Annotated in this window: 17 protein-coding genes; 5 read left to right on the forward strand and 12 right to left on the reverse strand. The window is 67.5% G+C overall.

Going from position 1 to position 18,351, the window contains the following annotated elements:
* Positions 1 to 122: 122 nt before the first annotated feature.
* Genes L6D89_RS16635 through L6D89_RS16650 form a run of 4 tightly spaced genes read right to left on the reverse strand, consistent with a single transcriptional unit; the run spans position 123 to position 3,769 of the window.
* A complete protein-coding gene (locus L6D89_RS16635; protein ID WP_236200637.1) occupies positions 123 to 722 on the reverse strand; it encodes an HAD family hydrolase in 600 nt (199 codons plus the stop codon).
* An 8-nt stretch (positions 723 to 730) separates the two neighbouring features.
* Entirely contained in the window at positions 731 to 1,600 is an 870-nt protein-coding gene (tesB, locus tag L6D89_RS16640; protein WP_236200537.1) for an acyl-CoA thioesterase II, read from the reverse strand.
* A gap of 13 nt (positions 1,601 to 1,613) precedes the next feature.
* Positions 1,614 to 3,230 (reverse strand): nitroreductase family protein, encoded by a 1,617-nt coding sequence (locus L6D89_RS16645; RefSeq protein ID WP_236200538.1) that lies wholly within the window; start codon positions 3,228 to 3,230, stop codon positions 1,614 to 1,616.
* On the reverse strand, positions 3,227 to 3,769 hold the full coding sequence (locus L6D89_RS16650; protein WP_236200539.1) for a GNAT family N-acetyltransferase: 543 nt from the start codon (positions 3,767 to 3,769) through the stop codon (positions 3,227 to 3,229). Before L6D89_RS16650 ends, L6D89_RS16645 begins: the two co-directional genes overlap by 4 nt.
* 209 nt (positions 3,770 to 3,978) lie before the next feature.
* Here L6D89_RS16650 and L6D89_RS16655 point away from each other — a divergent pair, with 209 nt between their 5' ends.
* Together L6D89_RS16655 and L6D89_RS16660 are read left to right on the forward strand one after the other, a co-directional pair.
* The gene (locus L6D89_RS16655) at positions 3,979 to 5,184 is read left to right on the forward strand and encodes an MFS transporter (protein ID WP_236200540.1); all 1,206 of its coding nucleotides are present in this window, start codon (positions 3,979 to 3,981) and stop codon (positions 5,182 to 5,184) included.
* An 88-nt stretch (positions 5,185 to 5,272) separates the two neighbouring features.
* A complete protein-coding gene (locus tag L6D89_RS16660) occupies positions 5,273 to 6,196 on the forward strand; it encodes a histone deacetylase family protein (RefSeq protein ID WP_236172490.1) in 924 nt (307 codons plus the stop codon).
* On the opposite strand, the gene L6D89_RS16665 is transcribed toward L6D89_RS16660, so the two are convergent.
* On the reverse strand, positions 6,181 to 6,681 hold the full coding sequence (locus L6D89_RS16665) for a hypothetical protein (protein WP_236172489.1): 501 nt from the start codon (positions 6,679 to 6,681) through the stop codon (positions 6,181 to 6,183). The genes L6D89_RS16660 and L6D89_RS16665 overlap by 16 nt on opposite strands.
* Positions 6,682 to 6,991: 310 nt before the next feature.
* Between L6D89_RS16665 and L6D89_RS16670 the strand changes: the two genes are divergently transcribed.
* The 3 genes from L6D89_RS16670 (at position 6,992) to L6D89_RS16680 (ending at position 9,362) form a co-directional block, all read left to right on the forward strand.
* Positions 6,992 to 8,233 (forward strand): TIGR03862 family flavoprotein, encoded by a 1,242-nt coding sequence (locus L6D89_RS16670; protein ID WP_236200541.1) that lies wholly within the window; start codon positions 6,992 to 6,994, stop codon positions 8,231 to 8,233.
* Positions 8,234 to 8,293: 60 nt separating this feature from the next.
* Positions 8,294 to 8,899: a GNAT family N-acetyltransferase gene (locus L6D89_RS16675; RefSeq protein WP_236200542.1), complete on the forward strand. Its 606-nt coding sequence runs from the start codon at positions 8,294 to 8,296 to the stop codon at positions 8,897 to 8,899.
* 94 nt (positions 8,900 to 8,993) lie between these two features.
* Positions 8,994 to 9,362 (forward strand): VOC family protein, encoded by a 369-nt coding sequence (locus L6D89_RS16680; protein ID WP_236172486.1) that lies wholly within the window; start codon positions 8,994 to 8,996, stop codon positions 9,360 to 9,362.
* Between the two features lie 287 nt (positions 9,363 to 9,649).
* On the opposite strand, the gene L6D89_RS16685 is transcribed toward L6D89_RS16680, so the two are convergent.
* From L6D89_RS16685 to L6D89_RS16715, 7 genes are all read right to left on the reverse strand, one after another.
* Positions 9,650 to 11,122, reverse strand: coding sequence for an aldehyde dehydrogenase family protein (locus L6D89_RS16685; RefSeq protein WP_236200543.1), 1,473 nt, complete (start codon positions 11,120 to 11,122; stop codon positions 9,650 to 9,652).
* 25 nt (positions 11,123 to 11,147) lie between these two features.
* Positions 11,148 to 11,966: an ABC transporter permease gene (locus L6D89_RS16690; protein WP_236172484.1), complete on the reverse strand. Its 819-nt coding sequence runs from the start codon at positions 11,964 to 11,966 to the stop codon at positions 11,148 to 11,150.
* 1 nt (position 11,967) lies between these two features.
* Positions 11,968 to 12,879: an ABC transporter permease gene (locus L6D89_RS16695; RefSeq protein WP_236200544.1), complete on the reverse strand. Its 912-nt coding sequence runs from the start codon at positions 12,877 to 12,879 to the stop codon at positions 11,968 to 11,970.
* Positions 12,880 to 13,035: 156 nt separating this feature from the next.
* Positions 13,036 to 14,178 (reverse strand): ABC transporter substrate-binding protein, encoded by a 1,143-nt coding sequence (locus L6D89_RS16700; RefSeq protein ID WP_236200545.1) that lies wholly within the window; start codon positions 14,176 to 14,178, stop codon positions 13,036 to 13,038.
* Between the two features lie 60 nt (positions 14,179 to 14,238).
* Positions 14,239 to 15,354, reverse strand: coding sequence for an ABC transporter ATP-binding protein (locus L6D89_RS16705; RefSeq protein ID WP_236200546.1), 1,116 nt, complete (start codon positions 15,352 to 15,354; stop codon positions 14,239 to 14,241).
* 624 nt (positions 15,355 to 15,978) lie between these two features.
* Complete coding sequence (locus tag L6D89_RS16710) at positions 15,979 to 16,797, reverse strand: helix-turn-helix transcriptional regulator (protein ID WP_236200547.1); 819 nt, start codon at positions 16,795 to 16,797, stop codon at positions 15,979 to 15,981.
* Positions 16,798 to 16,967: 170 nt separating this feature from the next.
* Positions 16,968 to 18,350 (reverse strand): RNA helicase RhlE1, encoded by a 1,383-nt coding sequence (locus L6D89_RS16715; RefSeq protein ID WP_236200548.1) that lies wholly within the window; start codon positions 18,348 to 18,350, stop codon positions 16,968 to 16,970.
* Position 18,351: the final 1 nt, after the last annotated feature.

Here is an 18,351-nt window from a genome sequence, read left to right on the forward strand (position 1 = left end):
GGCACTGCCAGCATGGGTATCGCCTAGGCTCCACCCATCCTACGATCAAGCTCCCCGGAGACTGTAGGAGCGGGCGATGCCCGCGATCGCGCCTATCGGCGCTCCTACAGTGAGCGTTCGGGTTACGCCAGTACCCCCGCCATCCGCCCCAGCTCCGCGCAGTCCTGCGCGTGCCAGTCGGTCAGCTCCGGCCAGGGATTCTCAGCAAGATTCACCAGCGCACTCTGCGCCCCAGCAGCCCGCGCGCAATCGAGATCGAAGCGGTAGTCGCCGACCATCAGCATCTTCTGCGGCGCCACGTCCCAGCGCGCGGCCAGGCGCAGCAGGCCGTCCGGGCTGGGCTTGGGATCGGCCTCGCCACGGCCGAGAACATCCTCGGTGAGGAAGCAATCGCCAATGCCGATGGCTGCCAGCGTGATCAGCGCCAGCTCGTGGGCGTTGCGCGTCAGGATGCCCAGGCGATAACCGGCGCCATGCAGCGCGCGCACCAGTTCCACGGCGCCCGGCGCCGCCCTGGACGCCACCGCCAGCTCGCGCTCGTGCTCCAGCAGCCAGGCGTGCTTGGCTGCTGCCTCATCCTCCGGCAGCGCAGCCAGGTGGGTGAGGATGTCATGCTCCTGGGGTATCCCCAGCGCCCGCTTGATCGCCGGGAAATCGTGCACCGCGAGCGTCAGGGTGCCGTCCATGTCGAACACCCAGTGGCGAATCTCTCCCAGTGGCAGGGCGAGCGTCATGCCCAGTCCTCGCGGCGACGGATCAGGCCCTCCTGGGTCGAGGAAGCGACCAGCTGGCCGTCACGGTTGAAGATGCTGCCGCGCACGAAGCCACGGCCATTGCCGGCCCAGGGGCTGTCGATGGCATACAGCAGCCATTCGTCCGCGCGCAGGTCGCGGTGGAACCACACGGAATGGTCGATGGTGGCGACCTGCATGTCCTTCTGCCAAACCGAGCGACCGTGGGGCAGCAGCGAGGTGGTGAGGAAGCCGAAGTCCGAGGCGTAGGCAAGGATGTACTTGTGCAGCGCCGGGACGTCCGGCAGCTTGCCGTCGGCGCGCAGCCAGAGGTACTTGATCGGCTCGCCGACGGTGGGCTCGTAGGGGTCGTTCTGGGTGACCGGGCGGATCTCGATGGGCTTGGGATAGAGCAGTTTGTCGCGGATGCGCTCGGGAAATTTCTCCGCCCCGGCCTTCTTCAGTTCGAGGTCGGTGGGCAGGTTTTCCGGGCCGACCACGTCGGGCATGCTGATCTGGTGCTCGAAGCCTTCCTCGTCGGTCTGGAACGAGGTGCTCAGGGCGAAGATCGGCTGGCCCTTCTGGATCGCCGTGACGCGGCGGGTGCTGAAGGTGCCGCCGTCGCGCACGCGGTCGACCTGGTAGACCACCGGCTTGCTGGCATCGCCCGGGCGCAGGAAGTAGCCGTGCATCGAGTGCACATGGCGTTCCGGCTCGACGGTCTGGCTGGCCGCCGACAGCGCCTGGCCGAGCACCTGTCCGCCGTAGAGCTGGCGGAACCCGAGGTCCTGGCTCGTGCCGCGGAACAGGTTTTCTTCGATCTGCTCCAGGCTCAGCAGAGCCACCAGGTTGTCCAGGATCTGGGTCATGCGCGTTGTTTCCTCAATTGCGGTCTTGCTGAAGTGGGGGTCGGCGTGGCGACGGATAGGCGGGAAGGCTGGTGAGCCGTTCATCCCAGACCGCGCGGCCGATGGTGAAATGATAGAGGCTGACCGGGCAGTCCGGACCCCCTTCCAGCAGTTGGTGTACTGCCGGATCGAAATAGCAGCCGATGCCGGTGCCCGACAGGCCCGCCGCTTCAGCTTCCAGATAGAGCAACTGGCCGAGCTGGCCGGCTTCCCAGTACAGACGCGGGTAAGTCCAGGCGCCCTCGGTCAGCGCGGCGTCGAGGTCGGCCAGCATGGCAAAGGCAACACAGCCGTCGCTGGCGATGTCCTGCCCGCAGGAAAGGAACGCCGACAGCCCGCGGGCATCGCCGGAGAGCAGGCGGTACAGCGGCAACCCGCTCTCCTCCAGCGCCTGCCACAGGTAATCCTCACGCAAGCCGCCTGCCGCTCGGCCGCTGCGGCCCAGCCAGTACAGGCCCGGTTCCAGGCCCTGGACGCGGTGGACGAACAGCAGCAGGTCGATTCGCGCCGGCTCACCGGTGCAGGCCAAGGGGACCGGCGAGCGCTCGGGCATCAGGCGGCGCAGCCAGGCATATAGCAGCTCGGCGTGAATGCCGCTGCGGCCGTCCATGGATTGCGCGCTGCGCCGACGATGCAGAATCGGGCGCAATGGCAGGCCGGGGTTATCCACAGCTGGATCGGCGTTCGCGGCGCTCCATTGGCCGGCGGGCAACACGGGCGCGCGGCACAGCTGGTGCACGCGCTCCAGCTCCGGCCAGTGGCGATAGTCGCGGGACAGGCGATTGGGCGTGCCTTCCATCGGCAACTCGGCAAGGCCCTTGAGCAGGGTATCGGGCAATGGGAATTCGGCCGGCTGCGCCGGGCCGATCCATAGCAGTGCGTCGGCGAACTCATGCTCGCTGAAGCCTTCACGGTCGAGACCGATCAGCGCATCCAGCTGCGCTTCGGCAATGCAACGCAGCAGGCGTACCTCCCAACCCTGGATCGCCGCGGCAATACCCAGGCCGGCCAGCGCATGGCCGAGGTCGTGATTACAGTAGCGATAGGCGCGCTCGCCGTACTTCCAGGCTTCGCGCCAGGGAATGCTGGCCAGTGCCAGCAGGAAGCCGCCCGTGGGCAAGGCGCCGTTCAGTTGATCGGCCAGCGGCGCGGGCAGTTCGGCGCGCACCTCCAGCACATGTTCATCGGCGCTGTAATGCGCCAGCAGTGCGGCGTTATCCACAGCCCCGGAAGGCAGCAGCAGATAGGCTTCGGTCGGGTGCAGGTTGCCGCTGGAGGGGTTGACCCGCAGCGCCCAGCGACTACCGCCGGCCTCCTTCCACGCCGAGATCGCCAGGCTGTCGTAGAGCAGCTGCGAAACGCTGGCAAGGTTCAGCGGCGCCGGTTGGCCGATGGGGCCGGAGAAGGCGTCGTCATACCCCGGCGACTCTTCCTGCGGCCGCTGCAGCAACTCGATGCAGCGCGCGCCGGCATAGCGGCGAAAGGCGGCCGGCTGGGTCGCCCAGTCGAGTTGGCCGGGGCCGGGGGCAAAGCGCTCCGGGCGATGGCTGCTCAGTTGGTGATAGGCGCGCACGCCGTCTTCCGCCTTCATGGGCGGCGAATCCGGTACAGCACATGGGGTCGCAAGGCGTGGCCTTCCGGCAGGCGCGGGTGCTCGAAGTCGCCGGCTTCATCGCGAATCATCCCCAGGCGCTGCATCAAGCCCCGGGACGGCAGGTTGGCCGGTACGGTGAAGGCCACCACTTCCTCCAGCTGCAACTGCTCGAAAGCGAACGCCAGCGCGGCGCGGGCCGCTTCCAGCGCATAGCCCTGGCGCCAGTAGGCGACGTTGAAGCGCCAGCCGATCTCCACCGCCGGCGTGAAGGCGGCCTCGAAGGACACCCGCGCCAGCCCGAGCACGCCGATGAATGCGCCATCCTCGCGGCGCTCGACGATCCACTGGCCGAAGCCATGCTCGTCGAAGTGCACGAGGATGCGTCCCGCCAGCTGGTCGCTCTCCTCGCGGCTCATGCAGGCGGGAAAGTGGCGCATCACCTGCGCGTCGGCGTTCAGCGCAGCGAAGGGTACGAGGTCCTCCGCACGCCAGGGGCGCAGCAGCAGGCGCTCGGTAGTCAGGCTCGGGATATCCATGGTCGGCACCACGCGTCAGCAAAGGTGAGCATGATACCCGGCCACGGGCCAGTAGGAGGCAATCCGTCAGACCAGGCGCAATCGATTCAGCATCGAGCGCCGTCATCTGGTATTTTTCTCCTACCTTCGCTGTCGGTCACTGCCTTGACCGTGCTCACGCAGACAGCCGCGCCGCCCGGGCGCACCTCGAAAAAGACCAAGGAAACCCAATGACGACCTCCACCACCGGACTGCAACGCAGTACGGCTCTGGTGCTTTTCGCCCTTGCTGTCGGCGGCTTCGCCATCGGCACCACCGAATTCGCCACCATGAGCCTGCTGCCCTACTTCGCCCCGGCGCTGGGCATCGATGCCCCCACCGCCGGCCACGTGATCAGCGCCTACGCCCTTGGCGTGGTGGTCGGCGCGCCGCTGCTGGCGGTGCTCGGCGCGCGCCTGCCACGGCGCACCCTGCTGGTACTGCTGATGGCACTGTTCGCGGTCGGCAACGGCCTCAGCGCCCTGGCGCCGACCTACCACTGGATGCTGCTGTTCCGCTTCATCAGCGGCCTGCCCCACGGCGCCTACTTCGGCATCGCCGCGCTGGTCGCCGCCTCCATCGTGCCGCCGCACCGGCGTACCGTGGCAGTCGGGCGGATGTTCCTCGGCCTCACCGTTGCCACCATCATCGGCGTGCCCGTGGCGAACTGGCTGAGCCAGGCCGTGGGCTGGCGCTGGAGTTTCGCCCTGGTGGCGGCGCTGGGCGTGCTGACCATGATCTGCGTGCGCCTGCTGGCGCCCTACTCGCCCGCCGAGCCGGATTCCAGCCCGCTGCGCGAGCTGGGTGCGCTCAAGCGCGGCCAGGTCTGGCTGACCCTGGGCATCGGCGCCATCGGCTTCGGCGGGCTGTTCGCGGTGTACACCTACCTGGCCGATATCCTCGGCGCCGTCACCCACGTTTCGCCGAGCATCGTGCCGCTGGTAATGGCGGTATTCGGCATCGGCATGACCCTGGGCAACCTGTTCATCCCGGTGCTCGCCGACCGCGCCGTGATGCCCACCGCCGGCGGCCTGCTGGTGTGGAGTGCGGTGGTACTGGCGATCTTCCCGTTCACCGCAGGGAACATCTGGACCATCTCGATCTGCGTGTTCTTCGTCGGCTTCGGCGGCGCCCTGGGCACCGTGTTGCAGACCCGCCTGATGGACGTCGCCGAAGACGCCCAGGGCCTGGCGGCAGCGCTGAACCACTCGGCCTTCAACTTCGCCAATGCGCTGGGCCCGTACCTCGGCGGCCTGGCCCTGGCGGCCGGCTACGGCTGGACCTCGCCGGGCTGGGTCGGCAGCTTGCTGGCGATCGGCGGCTTCGTGCTGTGGTCGGTGTCGGTGGCCAGCAGCCGTGCGGCGAGCCGCAACGCCACGGCCTCCAGCGAAGGCTGAAAAGCAGAGGGCCGGCGCGATGCCGGCCCTTTCGTCTGCGCGCCGCGCCGACGTACCCTGTGCAGCATATTCCCGAGCCGCCGACGCCATGCCGCTGCCCCTGGTCTACCACGACGACTACAGTCCGCCCTTCCCAGACAATCACCGCTTCCCCATGGAGAAGTTCCGCCTGCTGCGCGACCACCTGGTGGACAGTGCGCTGGTCACTGACGAGCAATTGCTGCGCCCGCAACTCTGCCCGGTGGATATCCTCGCCCTGGCCCACGACCGCGATTACATCGAGCGCTACTGCAGCGGCGCGATGGAACGCGAGGAGCTGCGCCGCCTCGGCCTGCCGTGGAGCGAAGCGTTGGCGCGGCGCACGGTACGCGCGGTGGGCGGCTCATTGCTGACGGCAGAACTGGCGCTGCAGAACGGTTTGGCCTGCCACCTCGCGGGCGGCACGCACCACGCGCACCATGATCACGCCTCGGGCTTCTGCATCTTCAACGACCTGGCGGTGATCAGCCTCTACCTGCTGGAAAGCGGCAGGGCCAACCGCGTGCTGATCTTCGACTGCGACGTGCACCAGGGCGACGGCACCGCGCGCATCCTGGAGAACGTGCCGGACGCGGTCACGGTGTCATTGCACTGCGAGAAGAACTTCCCCGCGCGCAAGGCGCACAGCGACTGGGACATTCCCCTGCCGCTGCACCTGGGCGACGCGGACTACCTGAAGGTGGTGCAGGAAGCGCTGGACTATCTGCTGCCGCTGTACCAGCCGGATATCGTGCTCTACGACGCCGGCGTCGACGTGCACAAGGACGATGCCCTGGGCTACCTGCAGCTCACCGATGCGGGATTGGCCGCGCGAGACGAGCACGTCATCCGCCGCTGCCTGTCCAGCGACATCCCGGTGCTCGGCGTAATCGGCGGCGGCTATGACAAGGACCGCCACGCGCTGGCCCGGCGCCACGGCATCCTGCACCACAGCGCCGCGCGAGTGGCACGCGAGCTTCAGCTGCTGCGGTAGCGCGAATTGTTGGTGTCCATCCGCGACGGCAGGCGCTGCTGCTCCCAGCGCAGCAGTTCATGCTCCGAGTAGCCCAGCAGCGCAGCGGTCCGGGAACGGCTATCGGCGGCGTAGTGCTTCTCGCAGAAGCGCGCCACCTGCTCCGGTACGTGGTGCTGCAGCAGCTCCTGGGCACGCAGCGGACCTGCATACTGCAGGTAGCGCGGCAGCAGGCGGCTCCAGTTGGTGAACACATAGAGGTTGTGCAGCGCGATCTGTATCGACAGCAACTCGAGTATCCGTTGCTCGAACTTCACTTTCGAACCCTGCAGGTTCTTGTTCAGTCGCACCACCATGTGGGCCACCGCCTCGTTGAGAAGGGTGCGAATCTCCTCGCTGGGAAGGCTGCGGATGACAATGTCGAGGCCATTCACGCGCACGCGGGTGTCGCTGCCCTCCACCCACAGGTGGGCCTCATGAGAGCGAAGGTAATCACGGACTTTCATCGACAATCGGACCAAGGTTGCAAGAGGCCCGCATGCTGATGGATTCACAAAAGCGCCAACATCGGCGCAATCCCGATAACCTGTAGGAATTCTCGCAACCCCCATCATTCAGGGTGCGGAAATCCACTTCCCCAGGCCTGCGGATTTTCCACGACAACGCTGCAGCGGACTGTGGATAAGCGCCGGAGAAGCGCCTGCCGCGCCCGCCCGCACAGGCTTCCGCAGGGCCGGACAAAAAATGCGCAACCGCCCCGCAGCGCCCCTGCGCTAGAATTGCGCCCTTTCCCGCACACCTTCGCCTGGCCCCTGCATGACCGTATCGCGCCCCCTCGCCTCCCGTACCGCCCTCGTCATCGGCGGCGGCCCCGCCGGCCTGATGGCGGCCGAAGTCCTGGCCAGTGCCGGCGTGCAGGTGGAACTGTTCGATGCCATGCCCTCGGTCGGGCGCAAGTTCCTGCTGGCCGGCGTCGGCGGCATGAACATCACCCACTCGGAAGCGCGCGAGCCGTTCCTGTCGCGCTACGGGAAGCGCGCGCAAACCCTGGCGCCGCTGATCGAGGCATTCGACAACCAGGCGCTGTGCGCGTGGATTCATGGCCTGGGCATCGACACCTTCGTCGGCACCTCCGGCCGCGTCTTCCCCAGCGACATGAAGGCCGCGCCGCTGCTGCGCGCCTGGCTCAAGCGCCTGCGCGAAGCCGGCGTGGTCATCCATACCCGCCACCGCTGGCTGGGCTGGGAGGTCAACGGCGCGCTGCTGATCGAAGGGCCGGAAGGCCAACGCAGCGTGACGGCCGACGCCACCGTGCTCGCCCTCGGCGGCGGCAGCTGGCAGCGCCTGGGCTCGGACGGCGCCTGGGTGCCGCTGCTGGCCGAACGGGCTGTGGATATCGCGCCGCTGCGCCCGAGCAACTGCGGCTTCGAGGTGCAAGGCTGGAGCGAGTTCTTCCGCGACAAGTTCGCGGGAGCACCGGTCAAGCCGGTGGCGCTCTCGCTGGATGACGGCGCGCCGCGCCAGGGCGAATTCGTGGTTACCGCCGGCGGCATCGAAGGCAGCCTGGTCTATGCGCTGTCCTCTGCCATTCGCGAGCGAATCGAGCAGGCCGGCAGCGCCACGCTGAAGCTGGACCTGCTGCCCAACCGCAGCCTGGAACAGGTGGCGAAAGCCGTGGCGCAGCCGCGCGGCTCCAAGTCCATGGCCAATCACCTGCGCGGCCGCCTGGGCCTGGACGGTGTGCGCGCCGGGCTGCTGCGAGAGTTGTCCACAGCCGCCGACTATGCCGACCCGCAGCGCCTTGCCGGCCTGATCAAGGCGCTGCCGCTGAGCGTGGTGCGCCCCCGTCCGCTGGACGAAGCCATCAGCAGCGCCGGTGGCGTGACCTTCGAGGCGCTGGACGACTGCCTGATGCTCAAGGCACTGCCGGGCGTGTTCTGCGCCGGCGAAATGCTCGACTGGGAAGCGCCCACCGGCGGCTACCTGCTCACCGCCTGCTTCGCCAGCGGTCGCGCGGCCGGGCGCGGCGCGCTGGACTGGCTCGAAGCACAAGACTGAGCGCTGCACTTCCTGGAACCATAGTGCTAGATTCTCGACTCCCACTCAGGAGTCGCCTGCATGCCGCTGACCTTCCGCCGCGCCCGCCCCGATGACGTCGACGCCGCCATCCCGCTGATCTACAGCGCCGGCCCCGACGCCTTCGACTACGCCTTCGCCCGCCCCGGCCGCAATAGCGCGCAGGACTTCCTGCGCTACGCCTTCGTCCAGGGCGGCGGGCAGTTCGGCTGGCGCCAGCACTGGGTCGGCGAACAGGACGGGCAAGTGGTCGCGGCCGGCACGGTGTTCGGCGGCGAAACGAACCTGGGCTACCTGCTGGCCGCTACGCGGCAGATTCTCGGTTACTTCGGGCTGGGTTCGGCGGGGGTGATCCGCCGCGGCCTGCAATTGGAAAAAATCATCTGCCCGCCGCCCCGGCGGACGCTCTATCTCGCGCACCTGGGGGTGACCCCCAGCCTGCGCGGCGAAGGCCTCGGCAGCCAGCTGATCGAGCACTTCCTGCAGATCGGCCGCAGCAATGGCCTGCCCATGGCGGCGCTGGATGTCTCGGTGGCCAACCCCAAGGCCCAGGCACTCTACGAGCGTTTCGGCTTCGCGGTACAGGTGGAGCGTGTCTCGACGCTGCCGGGGGTCTCCAGCCATCGCTACATGCAGCGCCAGCTCTGAGCTAGACTCGCGGCCAGGCGCCCGCCAGAGGCGCCCGGATCCCGTAGAGAACACCGTCGAGAAGCCTGCTCACGACTTACCAGGAAGGTTGCCCATGAGCACTGCCAGCGTTGAACTGAAAGTCTTCGTCCCCGCCCGCGATTTCGCGCTCTCCCAGCAGTTCTACAAGGACCTGGGATTCCTCTCGCCGTGGAACTCCGAGGAACTCGCCTACTTCCACCATGGCGATCACTGCGCCTTCCTGCTGCAGAACTACTACGTCAAGGAATTCGCCGAGAACCTGATGCTGCACCTGCTGGTGGAAGACGCCGACGCCTGGTACGCCAGGGTGCGCGACGCCGGCCTGGCCGAACGCTACGGCGTGCGCCTCGGCACGCCGGAAGACCAGCCGTGGAAGATGCGCGATTTCACCCTGCACGACCCGAGCGGCGTGCTCTGGCGGATCGGGCATAACCTCGACTGACGCGTTCGCACGCGGTGTTCCTGTAGGAGCGGATTCATCCGCGATCCAGCCGCAAGGCCGGCCTGAAACCATCGCGGACAGAGTCCGCTCCTACAAGACACTTCTGCGCTTGCGTCGGCCCTCACCCTAACCCTCTCCCTAGGGGAGAGGGGACGGTTCGGCGCAGGATGAAACGTCGGCAACAGTCGGCACGGACGGCTCCCTCTCCCCCTGGGAGAGGGCTGGGGTGAGGGGAAAGCATCGGCACGAGCTTCCCGAGAAAGACAGTTGCTCCTGACCTGAAGCGATCACTTCAAGTACCAGCCCCAGGGCTGCTCGGAGATGTACTCGGTCACCTGCTTCACCTCCAGGTAGTTCTCCAGCCCCCACACGCCCAGCTCGCGGCCGATGCCGCTGTGCTTCATGCCGCCCCAGGGCGCCTGGGTGAAGGTGGGTTGCGAGCAGTTGACCCAGACGATCCCCGCCCGCAGCCCGTCCGCCACCCGCGCGGCGCGCTGCGGGTCGCCGGACATCACCGCGCCGGCCAGGCCGAAGCGGCTGTCGTTGGCCAGGCGCAGGGCCTCGGCCTCGGTCTTGAAGCGCTTCACGCAGAGCACCGGGCCGAAGATTTCCTCGCGCCAGATCAACGCGTCCTCGGCCGGCTCGTCGAAGATCGCCGGTTCGATGAACCAGCCCTGCTCCAGCCCCGCCGGGCGCTTGCCGCCGGTGAGCAAACGAGCGCCACCGGCGCGGCCCTTGTCGACGAAACCGAGCACCTTCTCGTGCTGCCCCTGGCTGACCAGTGGGCCGAGCAGCACGCCCGGCTCCATGCCGTTGCCGATGCTGATGGCACGGGAGGCTTCCACCAGCCGCTCGATCAGGCGCGGGGCAATGCCCTCCTGCACCAGCAGGCGCGAGGTGGCGCTGCACACCTGGCCCTGGTTCCAGAAGATGCCGAAGAGAATCCATTCCACCGCCGCCTCGACATCGCTGTCATCGAAGATGATGAAGGCCGACTTGCCGCCCAGCTCCAGGCTGACGTTCTTGATGTCCTGGGCCGCCGCCGACATGATCCGCGAGCCGGTCGGCACGCTGCCGGTGAAGGCCAGCTTGTCCACGCCCGGATGCTGGCTCAGCGGCCCGCCGGCCTCCGCGCCCAGCCCTGGCAGCACGTTCAGCACGCCGGCCGGCAGCCCGATGGCATCTGCGGCAGCGGCCAGTTCCAGCGCGCTCAACGGCGTCAGCTCGGACGGCTTGAGCACGCAGGTGGCGCCTGCCGCCAGGGCCGGCGCGACCTTCCAGGCCGCCATCAGCAGCGGGTAGTTCCAGGGGATGATCTGCCCGGCCACGCCCACCGGTTCCTGGCGGATACGGCAGCGGAAGCGCTCGTCGGGCAGTGGCAGAATCTGGTCCTGACGCTCGTCCAGTTCCCGCGCCAGCTCGGCGTAGTAGCGGAAGCAGCCGATGGCGTCGGCCACATCCCACTGCGCCTCGGGCAGCGGCTTGCCGTTGTCGCGCACTTCCAGTTCGGCCAGCGAGTCCTGGTTGCGCGCAAGCTCCTCGGCCAGCGCCTCCAGCCATTCGGCGCGCTCGCTGCCACGGCTCTGCCCCCAGCCACGATTGAACGCGGTACGCGCCGCGCGCACCGCGTGGTCGACGTCTTCCTCGGTGGCCGCCGGCACTTCGCGCAGCGGCTGGCCGGTGGCCGGGTCGTAGCTGGTGAAACGGCCGCCCAGGTCCGGCCTGACCCACTGCCCGTTGATGTAGAGCTGCTCGCGCATCCTCGAGTCTCCTTGAAGTCGGCCCTCAGGCGGCCTGAACGCCGGTGCGGCGGTTCTGCAGGTAGCGGGAGGTGAACAGCAGCGCCAGCGAGGCGCAGATGATCACCGTGGAGATGGCGTTGATCTCCGGCGTGATGCCGCGGCGGATCGACGAGAAGATGTAGATCGGCAGCGTGGTTTCCGAGCCGGCGACGAAGAAGGCGATGATGAAATCGTCGAAGCTGAAGGTGAACGCCAGCAGGAAGCCGGCGAGGATGGCCGGGGCGATCTGCGGCAGGGTCACCCGCCAGAAGGTGTCCAGCGGCGGCGCGTAGAGGTCGGCGGAGGCTTCCAGCAGCGACTTGTCCATCGCCTCGACACGGGTGCGGACGATCACCATCACCAGCGCCATGGTGAACAGCGAGTGCGCCGCCACCACAGTGCCGAAGCCCATGTTGAGTTTCGGCAAACCCATGTCCAGCAGCGCCAGCAGCGGGTTGAGCACGTCGAACAGGGTGATGAAGGCGATCAGCGTGGCGATGCCGATGACGATGCCCGGCACGATGATCGCGCAGTAGGTCAGCGCGTCGAACAGCAGGCGCACGCGCTTGCCCACGCGTTGCAGGCCGAACACCGCAAGCGTGCCGAACAACGTGGCGATCAGCGCCGAGCAGAAGGCGATCAGCGCGCTGTTGCCCAGGGCCTCCATGATGAACGGGTTACCGAAGGCGCGGCCGAACCACTGCACCGAGCAGCACTGGAAGCTCAGCCCGCTGCGCCCGGCGTTGAAGGCGAAGAGCATGATCAGCGCGATGGGCGCGTAGAGGAACAGGTAGACCGAGGTGGAGTAACTGCGCAGCCACATGTCAGAGCACTCCGTCGTTGCGTGAGCCGCCGTAGCGCGCCACGAGTTTCAGGTAGATGCCGATGATCGCCAGCATCATCGCCACCAGGGTCATCGCCACCGCGCTGCCGAACGGCCAGTTGCGTGATTGCAGGAACAGGTCGACCAGTGCGTTGCCGACGAAGAACACCTTGCCGCCACCGAGGATCGCCGGGATCAGGAATTCGCCCATGAGCAGGATGAACACCAGCATCACCCCGGTGATCACCCCCGGCGCGGACAGCGGCAGGGTCACCCGGCGGAAGGTCTCGAAGGCGCTCGCGCCGAGGTCGCCGGAGGCTTCCAGCAGGCGCTTGTCGAGCTTCTCCAGGGTCACGTAGATGGGGAACACCATCAGCGGCAGGTAGCCGTAGACGATGCCGATCAGCACCGCATAGGGCGTGTTGATCAGGCGCACGTCGGCGATGCCGAAGCTCTCCAGCAGCGCGGGAATGCCGCGGCCGCTGAGGATGAAGATCCAGGCGTAGGTGCGGATCAGGAAGCTGGTCCAGAACGGCACGATGACCAGCGTGAGCAGCAGCGACTTGTTGCGCCGCACCTTCACCGCCAGGAAGTAGGCCAGCGGGTAGGCTGCCAGCAGGCAGGCCAGGGTGCCCAGCGGCGCCAGGGTCAGGGTGTTCCAGAAGGCCTGGGCGCGGGAACCGAGGTTCAGGTAGTTCTCCAGCGTCAGGCCGCCGCCGTAGCCGCCCACGGCGCTGCGCTCGCCGAAGCTGAAGACCAGGATGATCACCAGCGGCATCAGCAGTAGCAGCAGGAACCACAGGGTGGACGGCAGGAGCAGCAGGAGCGTGACGCGCCGGCCGAGGCTTTTCGCGCGCGAGACCGCGGGCGTCGCCTGGGTCTGTGGCAACGGGGCGCTGACAGCGATGTTCATGTTCGATTCCCTACGCATGGAGTTACGCAGTTCCCCTGTAGGAGCGAGGGGGACGCCATCGTTATTGCTCGCGAACCCGCCCAGCTCAGAACTGCCGGGAAAAGCGTTCGCGAGCAAGGGCTAGGCGCCCCCCTCGTTCCTACACGAAAGGCATCCTCAGGCGGCCTTGAACCGCGCCATCAGTTCGGCGCGCACCGGGCTGGTAAGGGTCGCCGCGGCGCCGAACTCCAGCGGTGACAGACGCTCGGCTGCCGGGTACATGATCGGGTCGTCGAGCATCTCCTTGGAGAGCAGCGCGTCGACGCGCTTGTCGCCGCTCGGGTAGCCGTGGGAGAGCACCTCCAGCTTGTTGTGCTGCGGGTCGAGCAGGTAGTTGATGAACGCGTAGGCGGCATCCTTGTGCTCGGCGCTCTTGGGTATGGCGAAAAAGTCGCTCCAGATCTCGCCGCCTTCCTTGCCCAGCACGAAGGTCATGTCCGGGTTGTCGCGGTGCAGCTGGGAGGCGTCGCCGGTCCAGGCCATGGCCATCCAGGCATCGCCGTTGCGCAGCGAGGGCTGGATGTCGGAGTTGATCGCGAACAGGTGCGGCTTGGCCTGGATCAGCAGCTTCTCGGCCTCGGCCAGTTCCTTCGGGTCCAGCGAATTGAAGCTGTAGCCGTAGTACTTGAGTGCGTTGCCGATGGCGGTGAGCTGGTAGTCGTGGACGATGGTGCGACCCGAGGCGCTGGTCAGGGTGAGGTCCCAGAACTGCTTCCAGGAATCCGGGCTGCCCTTCACGCGGCTGGCGTCATAGACGATGCCGGTGGTGCCCCAGTTCTTCGGCACCGCGTAGACCTTGCCGTCCACCGTGCCCTGGGCCATGAAGCGTTCCTCGAAGGCCTTGGGGTCGAAGTTGGGGATGCGCGACAGGTCCAGCGGCTCGATCAGTCCGAGCTGCACGTAGGTGCTGATGGTGTAGTTGGTCGGCACGAAGACGTCCCAGCCGCTGCCGCCGGCCTGCAGCTTGGCGAGCATCTCCTCGTTGGAGCCGAAGACGTTCATCTGCACCCGCGCGCCGGTCGACTTGGCAAAGGCGTCGAAGTTTTCCTGGCTGTGGTAGTTCGGCCAGGTGGCCAGCGCCAGGCGGTCACCGATATTGCTGCCCTCGGCCGCGTAGGCCTTGCCGGTCAGCAGGCCGGGGGTGTTGGCGGCGACCACCGCCATCGCCAGCCCCAGCCCGGTCTTGCCGAGAAAGTCGCGCCGCGTGATGGAGCCGTTTTCCCAGCTGCGCATGGTCTTGATGAAGCTCTTCTTGTCCATCGTCACTCCCCGCCTGTCTGCTGATTGTCGTTATGCTTGGATCGTCGGGCCGAGCCCGGTTCAAAGGGCCATGGCCAGGCCACTGGCCTGGTTCCAGCCGACCTGCACCGGCGCGCCGTGCTCGAAGGCTTCGGCCTCGCCGCCGGCCTTGCGCGGCACACGCACGCAGACGATGCCGAAGGCGTCGGTACGCACGCGGTATTCGGTGACGTTGCCCAGGTAGATGCGGTCCTCGACGCGGCCCTTCAGGCGCACTTCGCGCTGCAGTTCCGAATCGACGGCGGCGATGCCGACCAGCTCGGGGCGCACGGCGATGCAGCCTTCGGCCTGGAGCGCGAGCGAGGGGCCGGTCGGCGTCGGCGGGCTGCTCAGTTCCAGCCCGGCCGGGGTGCCCAGCACCACGCGGCCGCCATCGAGGCGGCGGACGGTGCCGGCGAACAGGTTGGACTCGCCGATGAAGTCCGCCACGTAGCGGCTCGCCGGGGTCTCGTAGAGGGCTTCGGGAGTGGCGGTCTGGATGATCAGGCCGTCCTTCATGATGCTGATGCTGTCGCTCATCGACAGCGCTTCTTCCTGGTCGTGGGTGACCAGCACGAAGGTGATGCCGACCTCGCGCTGCAGGCGCAGCAGCTCGGACTGCATTTCCTTGCGCAGCTTGCGGTCCAGCGCCGCCAGCGGCTCGTCGAGCAGCAGCACGGTAGGCTTGTTCACCAGGGCGCGGGCCAGCGCCACGCGCTGCTGCTGGCCGCCGGAAAGCTCGTGGGGCTTGCGCGCGCCGAAGCCGGAGAGGCGGACCATCTCCAGCGCCTCGTCGGCCATGCGGCGCTGCTGCGCGCGGTCCGGGCGCGGCGTGCGGTAGCGCAGGCCATAGGCGATGTTTTCGGCCACCGTCAGGTGCGGGAACAGCGCGTAGTGCTGGAACACCATGTTCACCGCACGCTGGTGCGCCGGCACCCCGGCCACCGCCTGGCCGGCCAGCAGCACCTCGCCTTCGCTGGGCTGCTCGAAGCCGGCGATCATCCGCAGGGTGGTGGTCTTGCCGCAGCCGGAGCTGCCGAGGAAGGAGTGGAAAGCGCCGCGCTTGACCTTGAAGCTCAGCCCGTTAACCGCCGGCACGCTGCCGTAGCGCTTGACCACGTTACGGAATTCGATATCGACATCCTGACCGCTTTCCATCACCGCGCTCCCACCTTGTTCTTGTTGGTGGTCACGCTAACAACCGGGGTTTCGGGGTGTATATATCCCTCGGGGGATAGATGGCGGGATTGGATCGTGCCTACCGGATCAAAAGCCCCTCACCCTAACCCTCTCCCGCGAGCGGGAGAGGGGACTATTCAGCGCAGGATGAAACCTTTTGCTTCAGCCGGCATGGACGGCTCCCTCCCCCTCAGGAGCGGGGCGCGCAGCCAGGGCTGGGGTGAGTGAAAGACAGCAGTACGGAGCGTACCTGTAGGAGCGAGCTTGCTCGCGAACGAGCTTCCAGCAACTCCGGTGGTGATCGGTTCGCGAGCAAGCTCGCTCCTACGAAGAGCCGTGCACTCAGCGCCGTAGGGCGCATAACGCCGCAAGCGTTATCCGCCGCCTGCAGCGTAACCAGAGGCAATGGCGGATAACCGTGAACGGTTATTCGCCCTACGGGTTGCCGACACTCAGCCCACCGCGCGCATTCCACCCGCAACGTCACGCCCCGCCAGCGACGTAGGGCGCATAACGCCCCAGGCGTTATCCGCCGCCTGCAGCGTAACCAGAGGCAATGGCGGATAACCGTGAACGGTTATTCGCCCTACGGGTTGCCGACACTCAGCCCACCGCGCGCATCCCACCTGCAACGTCACGCCCCGCCAGCTCGCGGATGAACAGCCCGAGCAGCTCCGACTGGCTGCCGATGCCGAGCTTGGCGTAGAGGTTCTTGCGGTGGATCTTCACAGTGCCGGGGCTGATATCCAGTTGCTCGGCCACCGAGGCGCTGGAGTGGCCGCGCAGCAGCAGCTGGACGATTTCCTGCTCGCGGGGCGTGAGCAGCTGGGCGCCGAACTGGTCGAAGGCTTCGCGGATCTGGTAGTCCAGGTCCTGCGCCGGGCGTGGTTGCGCGCGGCGCAGCTCCCAGGCCTCGCGCACCACCTGCTCGACCACCGGCCGCGCGCACTCCAGCAACTGCATCTCGTCGCGGCTGTAGGCGGGGCTGGAGGTCTTGCGCATCAGCGAGAGCACCGCGGTGGCGCCGTCGGCGAGGTCGATGAAGAAGGCAATCTCCTCGGTCAGGCCGGTCTGCTGGTAGTAGGTCTGGTAGTACTCGCCCAGGTAGAAGTGGTCCGGCGCAAACTGCCGCAGGCGCCACAGCCCCGGCGCCTGGTGGCGGGTACAGGCGAGGTAGAAGGGATCGAGCAGGTAGGGGCCGACCTGGTAGTCCTCGACGTAGACGTGGCGGATGTCGGCCGGGAAGGTGTCGAACAGGTCCAGTGGCCGGTGGTTGCCTTCGTAGACGAAGAGCACGAAGTTATCCACCGCACAGACCTGCTGCAGCCATTGGCTGAGGCCGAGCAGGCGCGGGCGACCGGCGGCCAGCGGGAGCAGATGGGCGACTCCGCCGGTCCAGGCTTTGAGTTCCTTGTGGCGCATGGGCTGTCGTTCTTGTTGTGTGCGCGATGGGCACACTATAGGCGTTCGGGATTCCACACGGAAATGCAGCTTTTGCGCCACACCGCGCAAGGCCCCGCCACGCCTGCTGGCAGCCCCCGACTCAGCCCTCGGCGGCGCACCGCGATGAAGCAGACGCGCGCCTTAACGGCTCAGGGGCGGCGACCGCCCTTGCCGCCCGGCTTTCCAGCAGGCGACTTGCCAGACGGAGACTTGCCGCCTGCCGGTTTTCCGCCAAGACCGAACCCCGGCGCCTTGCGCACCGCCTTGACCTGCGGCTTGTCGTCCAGCAGCGAGCCCAGGTGCACCTTGCCCGGCTTGCCTTCGGGCACCTTGGGTTGCTTGGGCTTCTTCGGCTTTTTGGTTATCTGGCCGCCAGGAGCGGTGACGGGCACCCGATGCTCCGCCTCGAAGCCATCTTCTTCCTGGCGCTGCAGGGTCTGGCCGATCAGCGTCTCGATGGCCGCCAGCTGCTGCACCTCGTCCGCGCAGACCAGCGAGATCGCCTGCCCGCTGGCCCCGGCACGGCCGGTACGACCGATACGGTGCACGTAGTCTTCGGGGACGATGGGCAGGTCGAAGTTGACCACCAGTGGCATCTCCTCGATATCCAGGCCACGGGCGGCGACGTCGGTGGCGATGAGGAAGTCCACTTCGCCGGCCTTGAACCGCGCCAGCGCGCGCAGGCGTGACGGCTGCGGCTTGTCACCGTGGATCGCGTCGGCGCGGATGCCTTCCTTCTGCAACTGGCCGACCAGCTCGTCGACGCCCTTGCGGGTCTTGGCGAACACCAGCGCCTGGCGCCAGCCCTGCTCGCGCAGCAGGTGCAGGAACAGCTCGGCCTTGCGCTTCTTGTCGACGGTGACCAGGTGCTGCTTCACCGTCTTCGCCGCCGTGTTGCGTGGCGCCACGTCGATGGTCAGCGGGTCGCGCAGCAACTCGCGGGCCATCTGCCGAATGGCGTCGGAGAAGGTCGCGGAGAACAGCAGGGTCTGCCGGCGCCGGGGCAGTGCGGCGAAGACGTCATCCAGCTCGCGGGCAAAGCCCAGGTCGAGCATGCGGTCGGCTTCGTCGAGCACCAGGGCCTGCAGCTGGTTGAATTTCAGGGCGTTCTGCCGGTACAGGTCGAGCAGGCGGCCAGGTGTGGCCACCAGCACGTCGACGCCCTTGCGCAGCTTCATCATCTGCGGGTTGATGCTGACCCCGCCATAGGCCACGGCGGTGCGCAGCGGCACGTGCTGGCCGTAGGCGCGGAAACTCTCGTGGACCTGCTCGGCCAGCTCGCGGGTCGGCACCAGCACCAGCGCACGGATCGAGTTGGCCGCCACCTGCGGGCCTTCCTGCAGCAGCTTCTGCAACAGCGGCAAGGCGAAGCCGGCTGTCTTGCCGGTGCCGGTCTGCGCAGCGGCAAGCAGGTCGCGGCCCTTGAGCACCGCGGGAATGGCCTGGGCCTGCACCGCCGTCGGGTTCTGGTAGCCGAGCCCGTCGAGGGCGCGCAGGAGAGGATCGATCAGGCCGAGGTTGGCGAAGGTCATG

The sequence above is a fragment of the Pseudomonas pseudonitroreducens genome (assembly GCF_021603645.1).
Lineage (GTDB): Bacteria > Pseudomonadota > Gammaproteobacteria > Pseudomonadales > Pseudomonadaceae > Pseudomonas > Pseudomonas pseudonitroreducens.